This window comes from Streptomyces jumonjinensis (assembly GCF_009600885.1).
In the GTDB taxonomy this organism is placed as follows: Bacteria; Actinomycetota; Actinomycetes; order Streptomycetales; family Streptomycetaceae; genus Streptomyces; species Streptomyces jumonjinensis.
Map to the genome: position 1 here is coordinate 10,847 of NZ_VCLA01000178.1, position 24,354 is coordinate 35,200.

The 24,354-nt window shown below is 72.5% G+C and carries 18 protein-coding genes and 1 pseudogene; 11 read left to right on the forward strand and 8 right to left on the reverse strand.

Going from position 1 to position 24,354, the window contains the following annotated elements; translation table 11 throughout:
- On the reverse strand, positions 1-312 hold a 312-nt coding region (locus tag FF041_RS39440; protein WP_323392872.1), incomplete at its 3' end, for a transposase.
- Positions 313-338: 26 nt separating this feature from the next.
- Here FF041_RS39440 and tnpA point away from each other — a divergent pair.
- Positions 339-690: pseudogene (tnpA, locus tag FF041_RS27130) on the forward strand (IS200/IS605 family transposase); the annotation flags it as partial.
- An 85-nt stretch (positions 691-775) separates the two neighbouring features.
- On the opposite strand, the gene FF041_RS27135 reads toward tnpA, so the two are convergent.
- Together FF041_RS27135 and FF041_RS27140 are read right to left on the reverse strand one after the other, a co-directional pair.
- The gene (locus tag FF041_RS27135) at positions 776-2,920 is read right to left on the reverse strand and encodes a SpoIIE family protein phosphatase (RefSeq protein WP_323392874.1); all 2,145 of its coding nucleotides are present in this window, start codon (positions 2,918-2,920) and stop codon (positions 776-778) included.
- A 568-nt stretch (positions 2,921-3,488) separates the two neighbouring features.
- A complete protein-coding gene (locus FF041_RS27140; protein WP_407698201.1) occupies positions 3,489-7,076 on the reverse strand; it encodes a phosphodiester glycosidase family protein in 3,588 nt (1,195 codons plus the stop codon).
- A gap of 323 nt (positions 7,077-7,399) precedes the next feature.
- Here FF041_RS27140 and FF041_RS27145 point away from each other — a divergent pair, with 323 nt between their 5' ends.
- Complete coding sequence (locus tag FF041_RS27145) at positions 7,400-7,918, forward strand: GNAT family N-acetyltransferase (protein ID WP_153525283.1); 519 nt, start codon at positions 7,400-7,402, stop codon at positions 7,916-7,918.
- Between the two features lie 210 nt (positions 7,919-8,128).
- Here FF041_RS27145 and FF041_RS27150 read toward each other — a convergent pair whose 3' ends face one another.
- The gene (locus FF041_RS27150) at positions 8,129-8,392 is read right to left on the reverse strand and encodes a DUF6158 family protein (RefSeq protein ID WP_153486199.1); all 264 of its coding nucleotides are present in this window, start codon (positions 8,390-8,392) and stop codon (positions 8,129-8,131) included.
- 345 nt (positions 8,393-8,737) lie between these two features.
- Between FF041_RS27150 and FF041_RS27155 the strand changes: the two genes are divergently transcribed.
- The 3 genes from FF041_RS27155 (at position 8,738) to FF041_RS27165 (ending at position 11,781) form a co-directional block, all read left to right on the forward strand.
- The gene (locus FF041_RS27155) at positions 8,738-9,544 is read left to right on the forward strand and encodes a VOC family protein (protein WP_153525337.1); all 807 of its coding nucleotides are present in this window, start codon (positions 8,738-8,740) and stop codon (positions 9,542-9,544) included.
- Between the two features lie 347 nt (positions 9,545-9,891).
- Positions 9,892-10,806: a SigB/SigF/SigG family RNA polymerase sigma factor gene (locus FF041_RS27160; RefSeq protein ID WP_153525284.1), complete on the forward strand. Its 915-nt coding sequence runs from the start codon at positions 9,892-9,894 to the stop codon at positions 10,804-10,806.
- Positions 10,807-10,983: 177 nt separating this feature from the next.
- Positions 10,984-11,781 carry an SDR family NAD(P)-dependent oxidoreductase gene (locus FF041_RS27165; RefSeq protein ID WP_153525285.1) on the forward strand — a complete coding sequence of 266 codons (798 nt, stop codon included), beginning with the start codon at positions 10,984-10,986 and terminating at the stop codon, positions 11,779-11,781.
- A 73-nt stretch (positions 11,782-11,854) separates the two neighbouring features.
- Here FF041_RS27165 and FF041_RS27170 read toward each other — a convergent pair whose 3' ends face one another.
- Entirely contained in the window at positions 11,855-12,568 is a 714-nt protein-coding gene (locus FF041_RS27170; RefSeq protein WP_153525286.1) for a TylF/MycF/NovP-related O-methyltransferase, read from the reverse strand.
- Between the two features lie 210 nt (positions 12,569-12,778).
- Between FF041_RS27170 and FF041_RS27175 the strand changes: the two genes are divergently transcribed.
- Together FF041_RS27175 and FF041_RS27180 are read left to right on the forward strand one after the other, a co-directional pair.
- Positions 12,779-13,348 carry an NUDIX domain-containing protein gene (locus tag FF041_RS27175; protein WP_153525287.1) on the forward strand — a complete coding sequence of 190 codons (570 nt, stop codon included), beginning with the start codon at positions 12,779-12,781 and terminating at the stop codon, positions 13,346-13,348.
- Between the two features lie 384 nt (positions 13,349-13,732).
- Positions 13,733-14,326: a hypothetical protein gene (locus FF041_RS27180; RefSeq protein ID WP_153525288.1), complete on the forward strand. Its 594-nt coding sequence runs from the start codon at positions 13,733-13,735 to the stop codon at positions 14,324-14,326.
- 93 nt (positions 14,327-14,419) lie between these two features.
- Here the strand turns inward: FF041_RS27180 and FF041_RS27185 are convergent, their stop codons facing one another.
- The gene (locus FF041_RS27185; protein WP_153525289.1) at positions 14,420-15,655 is read right to left on the reverse strand and encodes an FUSC family protein; all 1,236 of its coding nucleotides are present in this window, start codon (positions 15,653-15,655) and stop codon (positions 14,420-14,422) included.
- Positions 15,656-15,959: 304 nt separating this feature from the next.
- On the opposite strand from FF041_RS27185, the gene FF041_RS27190 reads away from it, so the two are divergent.
- Both FF041_RS27190 and FF041_RS27195 read left to right on the forward strand, forming a co-directional pair.
- Positions 15,960-17,009 carry a PHP domain-containing protein gene (locus FF041_RS27190; RefSeq protein WP_153525290.1) on the forward strand — a complete coding sequence of 350 codons (1,050 nt, stop codon included), beginning with the start codon at positions 15,960-15,962 and terminating at the stop codon, positions 17,007-17,009.
- 297 nt (positions 17,010-17,306) lie between these two features.
- Positions 17,307-19,361 (forward strand): phosphocholine-specific phospholipase C, encoded by a 2,055-nt coding sequence (locus FF041_RS27195; protein WP_153525291.1) that lies wholly within the window; start codon positions 17,307-17,309, stop codon positions 19,359-19,361.
- A gap of 273 nt (positions 19,362-19,634) precedes the next feature.
- Here FF041_RS27195 and FF041_RS27200 read toward each other — a convergent pair whose 3' ends face one another.
- Positions 19,635-21,383: a sensor histidine kinase gene (locus FF041_RS27200; protein ID WP_153525292.1), complete on the reverse strand. Its 1,749-nt coding sequence runs from the start codon at positions 21,381-21,383 to the stop codon at positions 19,635-19,637.
- 245 nt (positions 21,384-21,628) lie between these two features.
- Between FF041_RS27200 and FF041_RS27205 the strand changes: the two genes are divergently transcribed.
- Together FF041_RS27205 and ppk2 are read left to right on the forward strand one after the other, a co-directional pair.
- A complete protein-coding gene (locus tag FF041_RS27205; protein ID WP_323392845.1) occupies positions 21,629-22,306 on the forward strand; it encodes a response regulator transcription factor in 678 nt (225 codons plus the stop codon).
- A 106-nt stretch (positions 22,307-22,412) separates the two neighbouring features.
- Positions 22,413-23,231, forward strand: coding sequence for a polyphosphate kinase 2 (gene ppk2, locus FF041_RS27210; RefSeq protein ID WP_153525293.1), 819 nt, complete (start codon positions 22,413-22,415; stop codon positions 23,229-23,231).
- A 10-nt stretch (positions 23,232-23,241) separates the two neighbouring features.
- Here ppk2 and FF041_RS27215 read toward each other — a convergent pair whose 3' ends face one another.
- Positions 23,242-24,147, reverse strand: a complete 906-nt coding sequence (locus FF041_RS27215) for a universal stress protein (protein WP_153525294.1) — start codon at positions 24,145-24,147, stop codon at positions 23,242-23,244.
- Positions 24,148-24,354 lie beyond the last annotated feature (207 nt).

Consider the following 24,354-nt stretch of genomic DNA (forward strand, 5'->3'; position numbering starts at 1 on the left):
ACCCATGCGCGGGCGCCTGCCCTTGAGACCGTCGAAGAAGTTCCGGTACGCGGTGTCCAGGTCCCGCAGGGATTGCTGCAGCACCACAGCGGACACTTCGCCGAGCCATGCGCGGGCCTCGGTCTTCTTCGCCTTGGTGATCAGCAGCTTCGACAGGTCCCCGGTCTTCGGGAACGGCAAGCCCGCACTGCGGGCGGCCTCACGAGCGCGCAGCGCATCGTTGTAGACCACCCGCGCACACCCGAACGCCCTGGCCAGCGCACCGCGCTGCGGCCCGTTCGGGTACAGGCGGAAGCTGTACCGGAGCTGCACACCGATCACCGTACTACGGTGGGTTTATGACCAGGTATCAGGACATTCGTACGGGTCGACACTGCGCTTTCACCCTCCACACGCATGGAGGAGATCACGCAGGCCGTGTGCGAAGACGTCGAGTGCGAGCTGGTGGAGTTCAACGGCGGGAACGACCACGTTCATCCGCTCGTGAACTTCCCGCCGAAGGCAGCCCTGTCCAAGCTGGTCAACCCGCTCAAGAGCGTCAGCTCGCGCAGGCTCCGCCAGGAATACCCGGAACTGGTCCGGCACTACCGGCGGGCACAGCGCCCGTGGTCCGGCTCATACTTCGCCTGGTCGGCGGGCGGGGCTCCGCTGTCGATCGCCCGCCAGTACATCGAGCAGCAGAACCGTCCGCTCCAGCCTGCCGGTCACAGCAGTGCTCAGAATCGCTTCACCACCAAGCTGAAGCCTGATGCACCGCGATTAGTCCCGGTAGCACCTACCGGGTCGGGCGGAGCAGCAGCAGCGCGGTGTCGTCGCTGCGCGGCGGCATATCGTCGCCGGGCCCGGTGACCAGCGCGTCCGCGACGGCTTCCAGCGGTCCTTCGGGGGCCGTGGCGAACCGTCGGGCCAGGGCGCGGAGCCCGTCGTCGATGTCGGTGCCGGGCGTCTCGATCAGCCCGTCGGTGTAGAGGGCGAGCACGGAGCCGGGTTCCATCGCCACCTCCGTGACGGGGTACTCCGCCGCCGGGTCCACGCCGAGCAGCGGCCCGCCCGCCAGCTCAAGGGCGCGGACCTCGCCGTCCGGGTCGCGCAGCAGCGGCTGCGGATGCCCGGCGCGGGCCACCCGGGCCAGCCGGGCGTCCAGGTCCAGCCGGAGATAGACGCTGGAGGCCAGCAGCTCGGCGTCGAGATCGATCAGCAGCCGGTTGGTGGACTCCAGGACCCGGCCGGGCGGCTGGCCGACCGCCGTGTAGGCGCGTACGGCCGTACGGACCTGGCCCATCAGCGCGGCTGCGGTCACATTGTGGCCCTGGACGTCGCCGATGACGGCCGCCGCGGTCCGCCCGCTGACGACGAGGTCGTAGAAGTCGCCGCCGATGTCCATGCCCTCGGTGCCGGGCAGATAGCGCACGGCGACCTCCAGCCCGTCGAGCACGGGCAGGGAGTGCGGCAGCAGGGCGGACTGGAGGCCGTGGGCGAGACGGTGTTTGGTGTCGTAGAGCCTGGCCCGCTCCAGGGCCTGCGCGATCAGCCCGCCGAGCCCGGTGAGGACGGCCCGCTCATCGGTGGAGAACCGGTGCTCCTCGGCGAAGCCGAGCACACAGGTGCCGACCGGGCGTCCGGAGGCGATGAGCGGGAGATAGGCCCAGGCCGCCATGCCGTCGGGGGTCTCCAGCCGCTCGGGGTAGACGCGCTCCAGCTGATCGCGTGACTCGAAGAACGACGGCACTCCGGTGACCAGGGACTGCGCGCCGGGGATCTGGGCGGTGAGCGGTACGCCGTCGAACCGCTCCACGATCCGGGCTTCGCGGTAGCCGCGCTGCCCCAGCACCCGAAGCCGTCCGTTCTCGGAGGCGAGTATCACCAGGGAGCTGCCACCCAGGGAGGGCATGATCTCGTCCGCGACCAGATCGATCACATCGGAGACTCCCACGGCCTCGGTGAGGGCGATGGCCAGATTGGCGATATGGGCGATGGTGACCAGCCGGGACGGCCGCTGGGGTTGCTGCTGAGGCGGCTGCTGCGGCTGCTGGGACGGCGCTTTCGCCGGGGCGCCGCCCACGGCCGCGGGGGCCGGGGTGATGTGGACGCTGATGCCGGTGCGGCCGGGGTACAGCTGGAAGGTGAGCCACTGGCCGGGCGGGCGCAGCGCCGTGAAGGAGGTCGGGCGCTGGCTCAGCATCGCCGCGCGGTAGCGGTCCTCGTAGACGGGGTCGTCGAGCCAGGGCAGGGCGGTCCACAGCGGGCGGCCGGTCAGCCGGGCGACGGAGATGCCGAGCAGTTCGCCCGCGGCGGAGTTGGCGTGGGCGACGCGTCCGTTCACATCGAGTCCGCAGATGCCGTCCGGGATCCGGGAGAGGGCCCGCACGGCCTCGATCGCGCCGGCGTCGGCGGTGGCCGGGGAGCCGTGCCGGTCGTACTCGGAGACGACGGGGCGGCCGTGCTCGGCGGCGTGCTGGAGCCGGAGTGCCAGCCGGTCGCAGGCGGTGGTGAGCAGGCCGCGTTCGGTGTCGGTGAGCTCGGGCGGGTGGGAGGCGGGCCAGGTGACGTAGACGGCTCCGTAGGGGGTGCCGGAGGCGGCGATGGGTGCGGCGGCGAGGCAGTACGGGTAGGGCAGGGCGACCGCGATACGCGGGTACCGGCGGGCCATCTCCTCCTCGCCGGGGACCCAGATCACCCGCTGTTCGCGCACGGCGTCGGCGACGGGGAGGGGCGAGGCGAGGGGGACGCGCTCCCAGGGCGCGGAGAAGTCCCGGGGCAGTCCGCCCTTGGCCGCCATGTCGAGGACGTCGCCGCCCTCGCCCCGGGTGAGCAGATAGAGGGCTCCGGAGTGGGCGCCGAGATCGTCCATGAGCCCGGCGAGCGCGAGCGACAGCAGGGGCGGGGGCTCATCGGGAGCGGAGGCGCTCCCGCCGGAGATGCTCCCGCCCGGGGCGCTCCCGCCGGAGATGCTCCCGCCCGGGGCGCTCCCGCCGGAGGTGCTCCCTCCGGAGACGCTCCCGCCCGGGGCGGTCACGCCGCCGCCCCCGGAGCGCCTGAGGCCGTCCCCGCCCCGGGTCCGGGGGGCCTGGCCCCGGAGCGCGGGAGGCGGGGGATCCGCCGCGTCCGGGGCCTGGGAGCTCTCGCCCGGGACGCCGGGGGCCTGGCCAGCCCCCCTGTCCGGGGCCCGAAAACCCTCGCCTGGATGAACCGGAAGACCCGGAACCCGGGCATCCGATTCGTCCGGGGCCCGAAATCCCTCGCCCAGGCCGCCCGGAGCCCGGGAGCCCCCGTCCGATGGCCCAGAAGCCCCGGGGCCCGCTTCACCCGGCGGCGGGCCGGCGGGCGGCCGTGGGCCCTCGCCGCCGGTGCCGGGGGCCGGCTCCGGCGGCCGGGAGGCACGCGGCCCGGTCAAGCTGACCACCTCCTCCGCGCCGTTCACGACCAAGGCTGCCGGGTGACGCCGCTTCTCGCACGGCGGGGCGCGGTCCCGGCGGAGGCAGGGGCCCTCAAGCCGCTCGGGCCGGACCGGGGGACCCCAGGGTCGCTCGCGCGAGCGCCGGAACGAGGATCACGGCGCGTTCCGTCACCCCGTTCACCGTCACCGCCAGCGTCACCGGTCCCGGGCGCAGCGCCGTGAGGCGGCCCGTCGCCGGGTCGAAGGCCGCCGTATGACGGGGGCGGGCGCGGTCCGGCGGGCCGATGTGCAGGGTGGGTGAGCCCGTCCAGTCGGCGCTGAGGGGGAAGGCGGCCGGAACCCTCCGTGTCCCTTGGGCGACCGTCGCCCGGACCTCCCCGGTGCTCCCCGGCTCCAGCTGTTCCGGAGCCTGGAGCGTGAGCGCGTCGACGTGGGCGCGGGTCTGGACCGTGAGCCAGTCGGGGCGGGCCTCCCAGGGCCGCAGCCGGGCCGCGAGCCGCTCCGCGCGGCCCACCCGGTCCACTCCGACCAGCGACCAGCCGGTGAAGCCGCCCTCGTCCGCCGGGCCCGCCGGGGCCTTGCCGGAGTTGCCGTTGATCAGATACGGCACCCCGTCCACCCGCTCGGCGTGGAAGACCCCGACGTGGCTGCCGATGAGCGCCGCGCCCTTGCCGGTCGTACGGCGGAACTCCGCGAGCCACCGTTCGATCAGCGCCGCCTCCTTGCGGTCGCCGAGCCTGCTGCCCTGCTGCGGGGTCGGGTCGCGCGGCGGCACATGCTGGACCAGCAGCACCGAGCCGACGCCGGGATCCTCCGCCGCCGCGTCCAGCTGCTCCCGCAGGGCCTTGATCTGGGCGTAGCCGCCGCCGCGCAGGGTCAGCCGGGAGGTGTCCAGGGTGATGAAGCGCGTGTCGCGGTGGTCGAACACCCGGTGGGCCGGACCGAATTCGGCGATGAAGTCGTCGATCCCGCCGCCCATGACCTCGTGGTTGCCGGGCACGTAGTACCAGGGCACCGCGTCGCCGAGCTCCTCGGTGAGCACCCGCCGGGCGAAGGCCAGATCCACCGGTGAGCCCTCGTCGACCAGATCGCCGTTGACGATGAGGAACTCGGGCCGGGCGGCCCTGATCTCGCGCAGGGTCCGCCGCGCCTGCCGCACGATGGCGCTGTCGGGTTCCCGGGCGACGAACTGGGCGTCCGACATCACCGCGAACCGCCAGTCCCTGCGTTCGGCGTCCGCCGCCGGGCCGATCAGCGGGTCGGCGGTACGCGGCCGGGCGGGCAGATCGACGGCGGGCGGCAGCTTCGCCGTCAGCCCGTCGATCACGATCCGGCCGGTGTACTGCCGGGCCGCCGCCGTCTCGGCGAGATAGAAGCGGTGCACCGAGAGCGGTGTGGCGGCTGTCTGCGGCACGGTGAACGTCACCTGCCGCCAGCCGGTCCAGGTGATGTACGGGCCGCGCAGCAGCTGGTCGGAGCCCGCAGCGTCCTTGAGATGGAGGGTCGGCCACGCGCCCTTCCCGTCGCCGTCGATCCAGAGGGCGACGGACTGCGGCTGCCCCGCCACCGGGATGGGGCGCGGCGGGTTGGCGTAGGCGGCCCGGGTGGCGGTCGACCGGGTGAAGTCGTACGAGAGCTCCAGCCCGGCGCCGCTCTGCCCGGCGGGGGTCGCGGCGACCGCGCCGGTCGCGCGCGCCTGGCTGAACGTCCAGGAGGCGGCGTCGTCGAAGTCCGCGACCCGGGCTTCGGTCAGCCCGACGCTCACGGCGAGCGAGGTCGTCACCCCCTGGACGGTCGCCGTGATCACTCCCGCGCCGCCGCCGGTACGGGAGGCGACGGTGAAGGCGCCGGCCCCGTCGTCGTGTACGTCGAAGAGGGCCCGGTCGTAGTCGAGGCGTACATCGGCGGGTTCGACGGGTGCGCTGCCGCCCTGGGCGTCGAAGCCGATGACGCCGAAGGAGCCGGTGGCCCGCCCGTCCGCGAGGCCGACCCGGCGGGTGGTGGGTTCGATACGGGCGAGGTCGCCGAGGACGGTCAGCGCGATGGAGCCCCGGGCCGGGCCCCGTTCGGCGCGTACGGCGGCGGCGCCGCTGTGACGGGCCCGGAAGACTCCCCGGTCGTCGACCCGGCCGGTGGCCGGCCGCAGCGACCGCCAGCGCGGCGTGCCGTCGGCGGGGCCGTAGGTCTCGTCGTATCCGACGGCGGTGAGCGGCCGGGTCAGTCCGGGGAAGACGCGCTCGGGGTGACCGCCCTGGACCGGGTCGGCGGTGGCGGCGGTCCGGGCCGGGGTGCGGGTGGCGACCCGGTAGCCGCGCAGTTCTCCGCTGCCGTCCGGCGCGGTGAGCGCGAGCCCGTTGGGCACGGTGCGCTCGCTGCCGTCCGATGGGCTGTTCTCCACCTGGAGGGCGTCGGCGCCCGGCTCGCGGGCGATGAGCGTGGAGGAGCCGCCGCCGTCGAGGTTGAGGGCGTTGTACGCGCCGGCCCGCCGCATCATCAGCGCGAGTTCGGTGAGGGTGACGCCGCCGCTGTCGGCCTGCCGTCCGTCGACGGTGACGATCTGCATGGTGCGGCCGTCCTGGGAGAAGCCGACGGCGGTGCGGGGGGCCGCGGTGTTGTTGCTCCCTCCGTCGTGGTCGCGCGGCACTCCGTCCACGACGAGGAGTTCGCGTCCGCCGACCGCCGTACGGGGTACGGGTCCGCTGTCGGTACGCGGCCGGTACTCCATCGTCACCGGGTCCCCGGGCCGCAGCGCGGCCAGCCGTTCGGCGCCGGCCTCCCGTCCCACCAGCACGGTGGCGCCGGGGGCGATCGGCCCGGAGCCCGGCCGGGAGGCGACGGAGACGATCCGTCCGTCGCGTACGAGCGCTTCGGCGACGGGGGCGGCGGCGTCGACGGTGAGGGCGCGGTCGGCGGCGCCCCAGGCGGAGGTGTAGGCGCCGATGCTCCCGGCGGGGACGTTGGCCGCGTTGTACGCGGCGAGGGGCTGGGTGCCGGACGGCAGGGTCAGGGTTCCCTCGAAGTAGATCTGGAGCACCCGGCCCGCGCCCTCGGGCCCGATGCCGACGGCGCGGTGGGAGCCCGGCGCGGGCGAGTGGGTGACTTCGCCGTCTCTGATGCCGGGGCCCTGGGGCGCGCCGGTCTGGTTGATGTCGAAGAAGTCCGCGTTGACGGCGGCGACGGTACGGCGGCCCGGTCCGGGGTCGTGGCGGGCGGCGAGGCCGGTGACGGTGTCGCGTTCGGCGACCTTGCCGGTGGAGAGGTAGTCGGCCTTCACCCCCTTGCCGTCGAGATCCACGGAGAGTGCGTCGACACGTAGCCATTTATCGGATTCGAGCCGGTCGTAGGAGGTGAGCCGGATGCCGGGGGCGACGGGGCGGGAGGCGCGCGCGGTCTCGATGCCGTCGCCGTCCACGACGCCGAGCGCCGTGGACGGGGAGCCGTTCGCGGACCGGTCCGGGTCTGTGTCGTACGAGCCTGTGCCGTACGAGCCTGTGCGGTACGAGCCTGTGCGGTACGAGCCTGTGTCGTACGAGGCGCCGGCGGGAGCGCCGCTCGCCGGGGGCGGTGCGACGGGGCGCAGCACCTCGGCGGCGTTCGCGGGGCGGGGGTCCGCGTCGGGGTCGGCGGCGGCCGGGACGGCGGCTCCCGCCGTGAGCGCCGAGACGGTCGCGATCAGCACGACGGCCCGCCGTGTTCTGCCTGGTCTTCCCGGGGATCTGGCCGAGCGTCTTCCTGAGCCCACAACGTCTCCTGGGTCGAGGCCGGTTGAGCGGATGGCAAGCGCTGTCGGCGGACAGCATCCCGGCGCCCGCCCGGACGCACCAGAGGGCGGGGCGACACCGGGACGGACAGCGGGTGTCCGATCATGGACCGGCCGGGAGCCCGCGGCGGGCGGTTGTGCCCCCCCGAAGCGGAATGTCCGCCCGCGCCGGCCGGGAGATCATCCGGTCAGGTGGCGGATCGCGGGTGAGGAGCCGGGGCGACTGATCTAGCATCGGACGGATGATCGAGACTGAGCGGCTTGTGCTACGACCCCTGACGGTCGGCGACCTGGACGCGTTCGTCGAGCTCCACGCGGACGAACGGGTGAACCGCTTCGTCGGCTCCTACTCCGCCGGGCGGGCCCGGGAGCGGCTGCTGGCCGTCGAGCGGCAGTGGGCGGAGCGGGGGCATGGGCTGTGCGCGGTCGAGCTGCGTTCCAGCGGGGAGTTCATCGGCCGGTGCGGACTGCACTACTGGGAGTCGTTCGACGAGGTCGAGCTCGGCTGGACCCTCAAGGCCGGGTCCTGGGGACGCGGTTACGCCACCGAGGCGGCGCGCGCCTGCGCCGCCTGGGGGTTCGCGACCCTGGACGTGGACCGTGTCACCGCCATGATCCGCCACGGCAACGTGGCGTCGGTGCGTGTCGCCGAACGGCTCGGGTTCTCCCCCAGCCGTGAGGACCTGCTCCAAGGCTGCCCGGTGACGGTCTACGCCCTGGACCGGCCCGCCGACGAGCCTTCCTCCGGCGCGGAGGCGTGAGCACGGAGGCGTGAGCACGGGGCCGTGACGGAGCGCCGTCGTCGCGTTCCGCGGCTCCGCGCCGCTCAGCGGAGGGACCCCCGGCCGGGCGGGGGTGGATCCATGCCGTCCGGTGCGCCGGATACGTATCCGGACCGGCAGGACGAACCAGCAGAGGACGAACCAGCAGACCATCGCGGCGACCGCCCACGCGGCCACCGGATCACCGGATCACCGGCCGCGCGGCTTCGGCTGGGGCCGGGCGCGCGCTCCCGCGCGGGTCCGGCCCGCCGAGACGGGACGGTCCGGATGGCGGCGCAAATACTCCTCCTCCAGCTCCGCCATCCGGGTGGTGTGCGCGGCGAGTGCGGCGGGCGAGCCGTGCAGCAGGGTGTCGTGCCTGCTGCGGTGGATGTTCTCCAGTTCCTTGATCAGCTCCTGCTCGCCGAGGCTGGCGGGCTCGATGCCCCTGCGCTGGTGCTCGGACTCCGTCATGGCTGCCGTACTCCTTCCGTCCGGTGGTCCGGCGCTGCCGCCCCTGTGCTGCCGGGGGCCGCCGGGGCCCGGATTCCGCTGCCGTTCGCTTCCGGTCTCTCCGGTGCCGCTTCCGCCCCTGCGGGTACCCACGGACTCCGCACCATCCGGCCCCTTCGGAGGGACCCGTGCAACTCGGCCGTGCCCCGCACCGGCGGCTGTGCCCCGGCACGCCCGGCGGGCCGCGACTCGCGGGGAGGCGAGGGTGGGGGCAGGATGGGGAACCGGAGCCCGGCGGCCCTTCGCCCGCCCCGGCCCGCTGCGGGCGTGCCGTGGACACCGCGTACATCTCAGGACATGAGTGCCATGAACGAGAAGACCGAACCGGCCACGGTGCCGGGTATGACATCGAGCGCCGAGATGGTGGGCGCTCCGTGCTGGGTCAGCCTCATGGCCCGCGATCTCACGGAGTCGCAGCAGTTCTACGGCGCTGTTCTGGGATGGGAGTTCCGCGCGGGAAGACTCGGCGACGGATTCAGCGTCGCCATGCTGGACGGCGCGCCGGTCGCCGGGATCGGGGCGCTGGCCCGCACCCTTCAGGTGGCCGTCGCCTGGACGCCGTATTTCGCCATCGCGGACGCGGATGTGGCGGCGGCGCGGATCCGGGAGCGCAGCGGCACCGTCGCGGTGGGTCCGCTCGCCTTCTCGCTGGGGCGGGGCGCGCTCGCCGCCGACCGGGACGGCGCGGTCTTCGGGATCTGGGAGGGCGCGCTGATCCCGGACTGGCAGTCGGGGCACAAGAACGCTCCCGCGTGGCTGCTGCTGCGCACCCGCAACGCCTTCGACGCGGCGATCTTCTACGGTGAGGTCCTGGACTGGGCGACCGAGCGGCCCGGATGCTGCGACGTCAGCTACGAGAACGACGAGGTCGTGCTCCTCAGCAATGGGCATGTGCTGGCCCGGCTCAGCTCCGGGGCGCAGGGCGCGGCGCCCGATCCCATGGCCCGTCCGCGCTGGGATGTGCACTTCCCGGTCGCCGATGTGGACGCGACGGCGCGGGCGGCGCAGGACAGCGGCGGCACGATCCTGGGACGGCACACGACCCGGCAGGGCCTGGAGGAGGTCGCCGTCTCCGACCCGGACGGCGCGCTCTTCACCCTCATCGCCCGCTGAGCCGTGTGGAACGTCTCCCGCAGAGCCGCGCGGAGCGCCCACGCCGAAACCGATCGACTTACGTCGTGCATTCGATCGCGAATCCGCCGAACCGATCAGCGAACGATCCGTTCCACACAACGCTCGGCCGACACCCCCTCAGAAGCGGCCGTCACCGACCGGACCGCGGTTCCGGCGATCCGTACGGCCCCTGGTCATGGCGCCGGCCGCGCCCCGGTCACACGATCCGGTCCTGTGAAAAATGCGTCAATGCCACGGGAAGCGGGCATCTTTCCGGAAGGACGCCGGGACGACGGGCCTGCGGCTCTCGGGCCGCGCGGGCCCTGTTCTTTCGCCGAGGGAGCGACATGTCCAGCACCGGCCCCGTCCCACCGCTCATCCCCGCACCGCCCCTGCGGACCTGTGCTCCGCCGACCCCCTCCGCGCGGACGGCGCGGCCCGCGGCGCCCGGGGGCGAGGAGCCCGCCGGCGCCGCCGGGCCCTCCCGGGCGAGCACCGTGGACGCCCGGCAGCTGTCGGTCTCGCTCTTCCGCCGGCTCGCGGCCCTGGAGGAGGGCACCGCGGAGTACGCGTACGTCCGCAACACCCTGGTGGAGCTGAATCTCAGCCTGGTGCGGTTCGCCGCGAGGCGCTTCCGCGGCCGGGCCGAGTCCGATGAGGACGTCGTCCAGGTCGGGACGATCGGTCTGATCAAGGCCATCAACCGCTTCGACCCGGCCCGGGGGGTGGATTTCGCGTCCTTCGCCATGCCGACGATCGCGGGCGAGATGAAACGCTTCTTCCGGGACACCGGCTGGGCCGTCCGGGTCCCCCGCCGACTCCAGGAGCTGAGAATCGCGCTGGCCAGGGCGACCGACGCGCTGGAGCAGGAGCTCGGTCGTCACCCCTCCACGGCGGAACTGGCGGAGCGGCTCGGGATCAGCGAGAAGGACGCGGCCGAGGGCGAGCGGGCGGCGAGCGGCTACACGGCCCGGTCGCTGGACGCTCCCGCCGCCGACGAGGACGGTCCGGGCACGCTCACCCACCGCCTCGGGGCCGAGGAGGAGGCATACGAGCTGGTGGAGTGTCTGGCGTCGCTCGGACCGCTCATCTCGGAACTGGACGAACGGGACCGGCTCGTCCTCTCCCTGCGCTTCGGGGCCGAGCTGACCCAGGCGGAGATCGGAGCCCGGATGGGCGTCTCCCAGATGCAGGTGTCGCGGCTGCTGACCCGCATCCTGGACAGGCTGCGCGCCGGACTGCTCCAGGAGGGGGCGGCTTAGACGCCTCCGGCCCTGTGGGAAAGCCGGAAACCACGGCCGCGCCATCGCCGGTCGAGGCGGATTTCCTTCTCGACCGGGCCGAATGCATGAAAAGGTTGACGGTATTCCGTATTTCTCGATCTCCAGGGCCCCGCTAGCGTCGTGATGACCTTGCCGACGCGGGTGTTGGAGGTACATATGTTGCTTCAGAACAAGAACGCGGTCGTTTACGGAGGGGGCGGTGCGATCGGCCGGGCGGTGGCCCGCGCCTTCGCCCGGGAGGGCGCGCACGTTCATCTCGCCGGTCGTACCCAGGAGACGCTCGCCGCGGTGGCGGGCGGCATCCGGGAGTCCGGCGGGTCCGCCGAGACGGCCCTGGTCGACGTACTCGACGAACAGGCGGTGGACGAGCATCTCCAGGACGTCGTCTCCCGGGCCGGCAGCGTCGACGTCTCCGTCAACCTCATCGACCACGGGGATGTGCACGGCGTCCCCCTCCTGGAGATCGAGGCCGCGGAGTTCTCCCGCCCCATCCAGATAGCGATGACGGCCAACTTCCACACCATGCGGGCGGCGGCCCGGCACATGGTCAAGCAGGAGTCCGGCGTCATCCTGACCTTCACCTCGCCCCCCGCCAAGATGGTCGGGCCGCTGATGGGCGGCACCACGGTCGCGGAGGCGGGCATCGAGACCCTCACCCGCAGCCTGGCCGCCGAGATCGGGTCCCATGGGGTGCGGGTCGTCGGCCTGCGCTCCGAAGGACTCCCCGAGTCCTGGGCGGAGGACTGGCACACCAACGTCTTCGACTCGCCACTGGAGGCCACCGAGGGCCTCGACCCCGGTGGCCACGCCCAGATGCTGGCGGACAAGACCATGCTGCGCCGGACGCCCACCCTGGACGAGATGACGGCCGTCATGGCCTTTCTCGCCTCGGACCGGGCCGCGGCGATGACCGGCACGATCACCAATATGACCTGCGGATCGGTGCCCGACTGAGCCCGGACGCACCACTGCCCCGGTACGGCGGAGTCCGTCGTGCCGGGGCGGGGCCGGCCCACGGCCGGGAGAGTCAGTCGTCCACCTTGTGGATCAGCGCGACACCGGTCGGGCCGAAACGGCGGATGCGGGCCGTCGACCCGGTCCGGGACAGGAAGTCGTGGACGGCGCGGCTGCAGCCGTCCCACGCGTCGTAGTCGTCCAGGATGATGATCCCGTCGGCCTGCACATGCCGGTACAGATGCTCCAGGCAGACCATCGTCGAGTCGTACCAGTCGCCGTCGAGCCGCAGCACCGCGATCGGCCCGCCGTCGTAATGCGGCACGGTGTCGGAGAACCAGCCTTCGTGAATGTGCACGCGGTCACCCGGGAACGAGGCGATCAGCTTGCGGAAGCTGTCGGCATCGGTCCGCAGATTGTCGTAGTACCAAGGGTGCTCGGTATCCGCCTGCCAGGACATCGCGTCCTCGCCGTCCGTGGGCGTGGCCTGGGGAAGGCCCGCGAACGAGTCGTAGAAGTGGTAGCTGCGCTCCGGACCGCCGACCTGAAGCATCGCCGCGGCCATGCCGCCCTTCCAGGTGCCGCACTCCACCACCGTGCCGTCCAGGTCTCGCAGCCGCTGCCGCATCAGAGCGAGGTTGTCGCAGAAGATCTCCTCGGGGATCAGCGTGTACTCCGCGTAGCGGCGGAACAGCTCGCTGTGGGCGGCGTGGTGCGCGGGATCGGCCTCGGCGGCGAACCGGCGGAGTTTGCGCTGGAAGCGCTGCGTTTCATGCCAGGCGGTCATGACTGTTCCTCTCAGGCCGCTGCCCGGGAGGAGAACTCACCGGACGGTCAGGTCGGTTCGGGGGCCACGCCGATCGTCCTCACCGCGCCCGCGCACGGCATCTTCTCCCTTGCCGCAGTTGGGAAGAGAGCACGGGAGGAGTGGGTGACCGTTCGCGGCGCCCATACCGTGGACGGCGACGACCGGCGAGCGAGGAACGGTGGTACGGCGATGGCAGAGCCCGCGAAGCCCCAGCCCGGGACCATCCGGACGGTCTCCTCCCGCGAGGTGTACCGCAACCCGTGGCTGTCGTTGCGCGAGGACGTGGTGGAGCGCCCGGACGGCACCCGGGGCATCTACTCGGTGGTCGACCGGCCCGACTACGCCGTGGTGATCGCCGCCGAGCGCGACGGATTCCACCTGGTCGACCAGTACCGGTACCCGATCGGCGCGCGCCGCTGGGAGTTCCCGCAGGGCTGCTTCCCCCAGGGCCGCACCGGCACCGCCGAGGAACTGGGCCGCGCCGAGCTGTCCGAGGAGACGGGGCTGAGCGCCCGGTCGTGGACCGCGCTCGGCACGCTCAGCGCCTGGCACGGCGCCAGCGGGCAGGAGGCGACCGTCTTCCTCGCCACCGACCTGCGGACGGGCGTACCCCGGCGCGAGCACGAGGAGCAGGACATGCGCCACCGCTGGTTCCCGCGCGCGGAGTTCGAACGGATGGTCCGCGAGGGCGCCATCCGCGACGACTCCACCCTGGCCGCCTATCTGCTCCTGCTGCTGCACGAGCGGGCGGCCCAGTAGCGCTCTGTCGGGTGGTGCCATAGGGAAGCCATGGCGCGGTGCGCCAAACATGTCTGGCGCGAAATACCGCCCACTCTTCTGAATTTGACCGGATCACCCCCGAAGAAAAAGGGAAAAGCGGATAGATCGGCGGTTTTGATTTCGGTGAGAGTCAACTCATCGAGATCCCTCGCGCGTTATCGCGGAGTGATCATCGCGCGAGAGAGGCACGCCCCGGCCGGACGCGGTGATTACGCGTATCTCCTGGCCACGCCCTTGATGTGGAGACGGTCCGGAGTGTCTACTCGTGATCATTCAAGGAGCGATCAGGGGGCTGCCCCGGAATGCCGGTCGCTCGCCGGAAGAAGATCATCCGGCGATTCACCACTTTTCTCAGGAGATTCCATGCGCTTTTCGAATACCAGTCCCCGAAAGCTCTCCGCAGCCGCCGCCACGCTGGCTCTTCTGAGTGGTGGAATCGCCTTCGCGGCTCCGTCCTCGGCGGCTCCGGCGGCTGCCGCACCTGCCAAGGCCGCTGCGGGGCCGGAGCAGTGCACCCAGAACGACCGTGTGATGGACCTGCCCGGAGACAAGCCCGACACATGGGTGCACGTCGACACCTGCGTAAAGTTGCACGACCTGGCGCAAGCCCCGGCCTGGGTCTCCGGCCGGAGCGCCGTCAACTGGCAGATCCTGGTGGACCAGGTCATCGACCGGAGCAAGCGCTTCACCTCCTTCAAGGTGACCACCCGTCTGGAGAGCCGCCCCAGCGCCACCGGCGCGGACACCGTGCAGTCCACCAGAACCTGTGACTTCACCGCCAACCTCAACGCGGACTGGGCCCACAGCACCAGCCTGAACTGCCACGCCATACCGGTGGACAACCCGGTGGACACCATCCTGTGGTGGTCCACCGACTCGACGGTCGTCTACGACCTCGAAGGCGACACCCAGGGCCCCATCACCTGGGAGCTGACCGGCTCGCCCCAGCAGGTCTGACCCGCGAGCGAGCCGGGGCGGCTACGGGAGCCGCGGCGCCCCCGCAGCAGCGCGACACGAGCTGAATGTGCTGTTCAGGCAGGTCGGTGACGGTCAGCGCGCCCCGGTGCCGCCGTTTCTTCCGCCGCCGGCCCACTGGCGGAGTGCGGCCAGCCTCGGATGCCTCTCGCGCTGTTCGCGGGCGCTGCGGTCCAGCTCCTCCATCAGCCGCCGGGACCGGTGCTCCGGGTCGAGCTCGTCGAGGATCCGGTCGACCTCCGCGAGCAGCGCGCCGTGCAGCTGCCAGTTCCGCGGGTTTCGCCGTACGGCGTCGAGGAGCAGCCCCGCCGACCGCTCACGGCAGGCGAGGGCGGACCGGAGGCCCTCGGCGAGCCGCTGCTCCGCCGCCTGGGCGCTGGCGCTGACCTGGCTGGTCACCAGCACGGAGAAGCTGACCAGAGCGTCGGCGACATGGGAGAGCAGCTCTTCGAGCGCTCGCCCCGCCTCGCTCGGGAAGAGCTCCTGGTCACCTCGGTCCTTGGCCAGATCGGTCATGGTGCGGGCCATCACGCGCAGCACCACCGCGCAGATCTCCAGGGTGTCCAGTCCGGTACGGAGCACCACCCGGTTCAGCAGCCCTTCTCTCACCCTCGGGTTGAGCCTGAGACTGTCCTCGGCCTGCCGGAGGGCGGCGTCGACCTCGGCGATGTCATTGTCGAGGCGGCGGGCCTCGTGCAGCCGGGCCGCCGCGGTCTCGACCGGGGTGGGGCCGGTCAGCTCCTCGCCCATGCTGAGCAGCAGCAGCCGCATCCGCCGTGACAGATCCCCGATGGACTCCCCCGCGCTGCCCACCCATACGGGCGGCAGCAGCACATTGAAGAGCAGGCCCACCACCGCGCCGATGAGCGTCTCCAGCACTCTGTCCCACGCGGTGTCCGCCACCCGGGTGACGCCGAGGACGAGCATGGCGCTGATGGCCACCTCGGGGACGAACTCGCCGACCCGTACCGCGTACCCCACCATCAGCGAGGCCAGGATGATCAGCCCGAGGCTCCACCAGGACAGTCCGACCAGAACGCTGAACGCGCTGGCGATGAGGACGCCCGCGACCACGGAGTTCACCCGGCGGATGCCGGTGGTGAGGGTGGAGTACAGGGTCACCTGGACCACGAGCAGCGCCGTCAGGGGCGCGGTGAGCGGGGCGGGTTCGCTGCTCAGCCAGAGGGCGACGGCATAGGCGATGGTCGCCGCGGCCGTGGCGCGCAGGGTCTGGACGACGGCGGGTTCGCGCCGGCCGCGCCTGATGAGCTCGGGCACCGTCGCCCGGGCGGGCTTTCGCGTCTCGGGCAATGCCGTCACCCGTGTGCTTCCAGGGTCAGGGCCTCGGGAGCAGCGGACCGGGCGGCCCCGGGGCGCCGCGCGGGTTCGCCCGGCTCCGGTCCTGACTCGTTCACGAGGACTCGGGTCCGGTCCTCCAGGCTCGGGTCCGGTCCTCCAGCAGCATCAGGGTAAGGCCGATCTCCTGCGGTCGCTTCCCGGCGGAACGCCCGGCGGCGGCGCGGTTCCCGGGTGCCGTCGCCCAGGCCGCGCGGGAGAGTGGGCGGGAAGGCTCCGGACCCGCGGTCCGGAGGCCGTAGCGGGCGAAGGAGCCGTCATGGACCCCGTGGAGGCGCTGGACCGGGTGGCGTTTCTGCTGGAGCGCTCACGCGCGGAGACCTATCGGGTACGCGCGTTCCGTACCGCGTCGGCGACGCTGGCGGCGATGCCGGGCGAGGAGGTCGCCGAGCGCGCTGCCGCCGGTTCGTTGGAGCGGGTCAGGGGCATCGGCCCGAAGACCGCCGCGGTGGTGCGGGAGGCGCTGGCCGGGGAGGTGCCGGGCTATCTGCGGCGGCTGGAGGAGGCTGCGGCGGTGCCCCTGGCCGAGGGCGGCGACGGGCTGCGGGCGCTGCTGCGCGGCGACTGTCATCTGCATTCGGACTGGTCGGACGGGGGCAGTCCGATCGAGGCGATGGGCCGGGCCGCGATCGGGCTGGGGCATGAGTGGGCCGTGCTCACCGATCACTCGCCCCGGCTGACGGTCGCGAACGGCCTGACGGCCGAGCGGCTGCGCGAGCAGTTGGCGGCAGTGGCGGAGCTCAATGAGCGGTGGGCTCCGTTCCGGATGCTGACGGGCATCGAGTGCGACATCCTGCCGGACGGGTCGCTCGACCAGGAGCCGGAGCTGCTGGACCGGCTGGACGTCGTGGTCGCGTCGGTCCACTCCGAGCTGCGGATGGAGTCCGCGAAGATGACCCGTCGGCTGATCACGGCCGTGCGCAATCCCCTGGTGGATGTGCTGGGTCACTGCACGGGCCGGCTGCTCATCGGCCGGGAGCGGTCGCGGGGGCGGCCGGGGACGGGCGGCACCCGCCCGGAGTCGCGGTTCGACGCGGCGGAGGTCTTCGGCGCCTGCGCGGCGCACGGCACCGCCGTGGAGATCAACAGCAGACCGGAGCGGCTGGATCCGCCGATGCGGCTGCTGGCGCTCGCGGTCGGCGCCGGAACGTACTTCGCGGTCGACACCGACGCGCATGCGCCGGGGCAGCTCGACTGGCAGATCACCGGCTGCGACCGCGCGGAGCGCGCCGGGGTGCCGCCCGAGCGCGTGATCAACACCTGGAGCGCGGAGCGGCTGCTCGACTGGACGGGGGCCGGGCCGGGCTGACGGCCTGGGAGCCGGGCGGGCGGGCTGGCCGGCGTGGGAGCCGGGCGGGCCGGGCTGACCGGCCGTAACCCGTCCGCCCGGCCCTGGCGTGCGGAGGAGCCCGGGAAGCGCGGCGGGTCACGAGGAGCCTGGGAAGCGCGCCTGTGCCCGACGGCCGCACACGGCTGTTCGCCGTACGTATCGCGCCCTTTCACGGGGCCGACACCACGCGGCCCCTTCCGGGCCTTTCGCTCCTCATGGACACTCCATCAGCGTCCGCCTCCGCTTGCGTGTCTCACTCCACGAGGTCCCCTCTTCATGTCTGAACTCAACCGCCGCCGGTTTCTCCGGATCGCCGGCGCGACCGCGGGTTTCACGGCGCTCTCCGGCAGCATCGACCGTGCCGCCGCCATCCCGGCCAAGCGCCGCCACGGCACCTTCAAGGACGTGGAGCACATCGTCGTCCTGATGCAGGAGAACCGTTCCTTCGATCACTACTTCGGCGCGCTGAAGGGCGTACGCGGCTTCGGCGACCCCCGACCGTTCGTCCTCGGCTCAGGGCGGCCGGTATGGCACCAGCCGGACGGCGGGAAGGACGTACTGCCCTTCCACCCGGACGCCGGGAATCTCGGCATGCAGTTCATCGCCGGGCTCGACCACTACTGGCACGACGGTCACCAGGCGTGGAACAACGGCAGATACGACCGGTGGATCCCGGCCAAGTCGGCGGGGACGATGGCGTATCTGACGCGTACGGACATCCCCTTCCACTACGCGCTCGCCGACGCCTTCACGGTGTGCGACGCGTACCACTGCTCCTTCATCGGCGCCACCGACCCCAACCGCTACTACATGTGGACGGGCCACACCGGCAACGACGGTCAGGGCGGCGGGCCGGTGCTCGGCAACGAGGAGGTCGGTTACGACTGGACGACCTACCCCGAGCGGCTGGAGCGGGCCGGGATCTCCTGGAGGATCTACCAGGACGTCGGCGACGGACTGGACGCCGCGGGCCGCTGGGGCTGGATCCAGGACGCCTACCGCGGCAACTACGGCGACAACTCGCTGCTCTACTTCAACCGGTACCGCAACGCCAGGCCCGGCGACCCGCTGTACGACAAGGCCCGCACCGGCACCGACGTGAAGAACGGCGACGGCTACTTCGACCGTCTCAGGGCCGACGTCACGGCGGACAGCCTGCCCCAGATCTCCTGGATCACCGCGCCCGAGGCGTTCTCCGAGCACCCGAACTGGCCGACCAACTACGGAGCCTGGTACATCTCGCGGGTGCTGGACGCGCTCACCTCCAACCCCGAGGTCTGGGCCAGGACCGCGCTGTTCATCACCTACGACGAGAACGACGGCTACTTCGACCATGTCCCCCCGCCCTATCCCCCGGCCTCCCCGGCGCAGGGGCTCTCGGGCGTGGACAGCTCGCTCGATCACTTCAAGGGCAACGGAAAGTACTCGGCCGGCCCCTACGGTCTGGGCCAGCGGGTGCCCATGCTCGTCGTCTCGCCCTGGAGCACGGGCGGCTATGTCTGCTCCGAGACCTTCGACCACACCTCGCTCATCCGCTTCATGGAGGCCCGCTTCGGGGTCGTGGAGCCCGGTATCTCGCCCTGGCGGCGCGCGGTCTGCGGCGATCTGACCTCGGCGTTCGACTTCGAGCTGCGGAAGAACCGGCCGGCCGGGCTGCCCGGTACCGACGCCTATGAGCCGCCGGACGACAAGCGTCACCCCAGCTATGTGCCGAAGCCGCCCGTGAACCCCGCGATGCCCCGGCAGGAGAAGGGCTCCCGGCCGGCCCGGCCGCTGCCGTACGCGCCGCTGGTCGACGGGGTCTCCTCCCCGGACACCGGGCACTTCGCCCTGACCTTCAGCGGCGGCGCGCAGGCCGGCGCCTGCTTCCTGGTCACCTCGGCCAACCGGACCGACGGGCCGTGGACCTACACCACGGCCGCCGGGAACCGGATCTCCGACAGCTGGAACTCGGTGCACTCCCAGGGCGTCTACGACCTCACCGTCTACGGCCCCAACGGGTTCCTGAGAAGCTTCCGGGGGCAGAACACCTCGCCGGGGGCCGAGGTGACGGCCCGCCATATCGCCCGCAGGGGCGTCGAGCTGACCATGACGAACGACGGCGACTCGGTCTGCCGGCTGACCCTCGCCAACGCCTACGGCGGCAAGAAGCGGACGTTCCCCGTCCGTCCGGGGGCGCAGGTGCGGCACACCGTGGAGCTCACGGGGCGCCGGCGCTGGTACGACCTGACGGTGGTCTCCAGCGCCGACAGCAGATTCCTGCGGCGCTTCGCCGGGCATGTGGAGAACGGCAGGCCGGGGGTGAGCGACCCGGCGATCCTCACCGGCTGACGCCCGCCGCCGGGCGGCATGCGCCGAGCGTGGCGGCGGCGCACGGTGTACGCCGTGAGCCGCGGCGCGGGCGACACCCGCCGTCGCTGGGTTCCGAGGCCGGTCACCCGTCAGCCGGGCTCAGGTGCGGTCACCCGTCAGCCGGGCTCAGGAGCGGTCACCCATCAGCCGGGCTCAGGAGCGGTCAGCCGTCAGCCGCGCTCAGGAGCGGTCAGCCGTCAGCCGCGCTCAGGAGCGGTCAGCCGTCAGCCGCGCTCAGAAGCCCGTCACCCATCAGCCGTGCGCAGCCGGAGCCGTCAGCGGAACCCGCCACTCCAGGCGGGTTCCGCCGCCCGTCGTCCGCTTCGTCGTCCGCCTCGTCGTCACCGTCATCGTCCCGCCGAGCCGCTCGGCCCGTTCCGCGAGATTCCGCAGTCCGCTCCGTCTGCCGCCCGCGCTCTCGTCGATGCCCACCCCGTCGTCGGCGACCGCGACCGTCAGCGCCCCCGCGCGCACCGCCAGCGACACCTCCGCCTTCGACGCCTCCGCGTGGCGGGCCACATTGCTGAGGGCCTCCCCCAGCACCGCGACGACCTCCTCGGCGATCGGGCGGGGCACATCGGTGTCGATCAGCCCCTCCATCCGCAGCCCGGGGGCGAAGCCGAGGGTGCGGGCCGCCTCCTCCAGGGCGCGGACGGTACGGACCCGGAGGCCGGGCGCGGACGCGGAGGTCTCGCGTTCCCGGAGGCCGAAGACGGTCGACCGGATGATCTTGATGGTGTCGTCGAGGTCGTCGATCGCCCGTACCAGCCGCTCGGTGGCCTCCGGGTGTTCGACGAACCGCCGTGCGCTCTGCAGCGTCATCCCGGTCGCGAACAGCCGCTGGATCGCCAGATCGTGCAGATCGCGGGCGATCCGGTCCCGGTCCGCCAGCAGCGCCATCTGCTCGGCGTCCCGCCGCCGGTCCTCCAGCTCCAGAGCGAGCGCGGCCTGCCCGGCGAAACCGGAGAGCGGGGCGGTCTCCGCGTCGGTGAACGGGGGCCGTCCGGAGCGGCGGGCGAGCATCAGCACCCCGCGAACCCGGCCCTTCTGACCGACCGGCACCGCGACGGCGGGCCCGAAGCCCCGCCAGCGGGCCGCACCGGAGGTCACCCGCTCATCGCCTGCCACATCCGGCGAGGTGACCAGGCCGCCCTCCGCCAGCGCGGCTGCCGCGAGGGCGCCCGCGGCGAGCGGCGCCGCGCCCTGGTGCGCCTCGGAACCCTCCCCGAGCGCCAGAGCCTCGCGCAGCTCGCCGTCCCGCCCGGCCAGATAGACCACGCCCAGTTCGGTGGAGGTGATCCGGCGGGCCCGGTCCGTCATCATCTCCAGGACCTGGATCTCGGAGGCCCCGGAGAGCAGCGCGCTGGTGAAGTCGGCGCTGGCCGTCAGCCAGCGTTCCCTGAGGCGTACCGTCTCGAAGAGCCGGGCGTTGTCGATGGCGATCCCGGCCGCGACGGCCAGGGTGGACAGCACCGCCTCGTCCTCGGCGTCGAACTCGGCCGCGCCCCGTTTCTCCGTCATATACAGATTGCCGAACACTTCGTCGCGCACCCGGATCGGCACCCCGAGGAAGGAGCTCATCGGCGGATGGTGCGGCGGGAGACCGGACGACGAGGGGTGCGCGGAGAGTTCGGCCAGCCGCAGCGGTTCGGGATGCCGGATCAGCTCGCCGAGCAGACCGTGTCCGCAGGGCGGGTCGCCGATCCGGGTCCGGGCGGCGCCGTCGACGCCGACGGTCAGAAAGCGGTCGAGCCGCTGCCCGTCCCCGATGACTCCGAGAGCGCCGTACCCGGCGTCCACCAGGACGACAGCGGCCTCCACGATGCCGTGCAGCACCTGGGGCAGATCGAGTTCCCGGCCGACCGACAGGACGGCCTCCAGCAGCCCGTTGAGCCGGTCTCGGCTGCCGCGCGCCTCGTCGATCCGGGACTGGAGCTCATCGAGCAGCTCATCGAGCCGCAGGCGGGGAATCCTGCCCGCGCCACCGTCGTCCCCACCCATGAGCCCTCCGACACTCGGCACCCGGCCTCCGGCACCCGACCCGGAGTGCCAGGAGCGCGTTCACCGTACCGTCCGGCGCGGACACTTCGCCGCTCAGGGCCCGGCGGGCAGGGTACGCCGGCACGGGCGTGCGACCGGACCGGCGCGTACCGCCCGGGGAGAGAGGGGCCGTTCGGCCCCTGTCGCTCCCGGGCCGGGGCCGGGCACTCTCGGAGGGAACAGTCAAGATCCAGGGAGCGACACACGTGACCGCGACACCCGCCTTCTCTCCACAGCGCCCGATACGGGTGTTCCTGCTCGACGACCACGAGGTGGTACGGCGGGGCGTGCACGATCTGCTGGACTCGGAGCCGGACATCGCGGTGGTCGGCGAGGCGGGTTCGGGTGAACAGGCCCTGGTCCGGGGCCCGGCGCTGCGCCCGGATGTCGCGGTGCTCGACATCCGGCTGCCGGACGGCGACGGCATCACGGTCTGCCGGGAGCTGCGGTCGCGGATGCCGGGCGTCGCCTGTCTGATGCTGACCTCGTTCGATGACGACGACGCCCTGCTGGACGCGATCATGGCGGGCGCGGCGGGCTATGTGCTGAAGCAGATCAAGGGCTCGGACCTGGTCCAGGCGGTGCGCACGGTGGCGGCGGGGCAGTCGATGCTCGACGCGGCCACCACCGCCCGGCTGATGCACAATCTGCGGACGCCCGCCGAACCGGACGACACCCGGTCCCAGCTCGACGAGCTCACCGCCCGGGAGCGGCAGATCCTGGCGCTGATCGGCGAGGGGCTGACCAACCGGCAGATCGGTGAGCGGCTCTATCTGGCGGAGAAGACCGTCAAGAACCATATCTCCCGGCTGCTGGCCAAACTGGGGGTCGAGCGCCGGGTCCAGGCGGCGGTGCTCGCCACCCAGTTCGATCTGCCGAGGTGACGCCGCGCGGGGTGAACGGCAGCGGCGCCGTACCACATCGAGCGGAGCGGCCCGAGCGCCCCTAAGGTCGTCCCGTACGGCGAAACGCGATCGATCCGGGAGAGGCATGACGGGCAAGAAGTCGGCACCGGCGGCGAGGCTGCCGCGTTCCGTCTACGAGCGGGAGCTGCTGAGGCTCCAGACGGAGCTGGTGAAAGTCCAGGAGTGGGTACGCGCCGAGGGCGCCCGGCTCGTGGTGGTGTTCGAGGGCCGGGACGCGGCGGGCAAGGGCGGTGTCATCAAACGGTTCGCGGAGCACCTCAATCCGCGCGTCGCCCGTGTCACGGCGCTGCCCAAGCCCACGGAACGGGAACGCACCCAGTGGTACTTCCAGCGCTATGTGGAGCATCTCCCGGCCGCCGGGGAGATCGTGCTGTTCGACCGGAGCTGGTACAACCGCGCCGGGGTCGAGCAGGTGATGGGCTTCTGCACCCCGGATGAGCACCGGCGCTTTCTGCACCAGTGCCCCATCTTCGAGCGGATGCTGGTGGAGGACGGGATCCTGCTGCGCAAGTACTGGTTCTCGGTGAGCGACGCCGTACAGGAGGAACGGTTCCGGCGGCGGCTGGAGGATCCGACCCGGCAGTGGAAGCTGTCCCCGATGGATCTGGAGTCGATCACCCGCTGGGAGGCGTACTCCCGGGCCAAGGACGAGATGCTGGTGCACACGGACATCCCGGAAGCGCCCTGGTATGTGGTGGAGAGCGATGAGAAGCGGGGCGCGCGCCTCAATATGATCGCCCATCTGCTCTCCACCGTCCCCTACCGCGAGGTGCCCCCGCCGGCGATCGAGATTCCGCGCCGGCCGCCGTCGACCGGCTATACGCGCCCGCCGCGCGATCTCCAGACGTACGTCCCCGATCACGCGGCGGGCCTCATCCCGTAACGGCCGTGCGTTACTGGTGGGGGATCACCGCGACGGGCGCGGTGGCGTGGTGCAGCACGGCGTGCGCGACGGATCCGATCCGGCCGCCGAACGGTGTGGCGTGCCGGATGCGGCGGCCGACGACCAGCAGGGCCGCGCCGTGGGACGCCGCCACCAGCTGGTCGACGGTCTTGCCGGGCCGGGAGTCCTCGACCACCGCCACGGACGGGTGCTTCTGCCGCCAGGGGCGCAGCGCCTCGGTGAGTGCGGCGGCCTCCGTTTCGGCGAGCTGGGCGTCGAGCTGCGGGTCCGGGGGCAGCCCGTAGGCGAAGTAGGGCGGCAGGCTCCAGCTGTGGACGACCCTCAGCTCCGTCTCCCGGCGTGCGGCTGCTTCGAAGGCGAACGCGATCAGGGCGTCGTCCGGGGCGTTGGCGTCGAGTCCGAGGACGACGGGGCCGTCCGGGGCGGGCTGCTCGCCGCCGGACTCCGCGATGTCGGCGCCGGCGTCGGCGTCGTCCTGGGCGAGCGCCCGGACGACGACCACGGGCCGCTCGGCGCGGGCGACGACCGCCTGCCCCACCGAGCCGACGAGGAAGCCGCCGATGGTGCTGAGCCCCTCGGAGCCCAGCACCAGCAGATCGGCGGTCTCGGCCGCTTCGGCGAGCACTTCGGCGGGGCGGCCGGTGAGCTGTTCCCAGGTGACGTCGAGTCCGGGGTGGCGGCGGCCGAGCTCTTCGGCGGCCTCCCGGGGGATCTGCCGGGTCCAGTCCTGCTCGGTCTCGGCGCCCATGAACGGGGCCTGGAGCAGCGGCAGCGGCTCCCAGACGTTGACCAGCCTCAGTGGCAGACCGCGCAGCTTCGCTTCGCGGGCCGCCCATTCGGCGGCGGCCAGGCTCTCTCGGGAGCCGTCGAGGCCGACTGTGACGGTGCGGGACATGGTGCACACCTCCTGGAGCGGGCGGGGTCCGTCGATCGGTCCCCTGTCCAACATGATCGCCTTCATTCGGGCGTGCCAGAGGCCACAGGTCCTCCGCGGGTGGTCCCAGGTCCTGCCGCCGGGGCCGACAGACCCAGGCAGAAGGCCCCGGGGCGTCGCCCTCGGCGGGCGGCGGGCGGCCCCGGTGTTTGACCTTCAGGCTGCCTG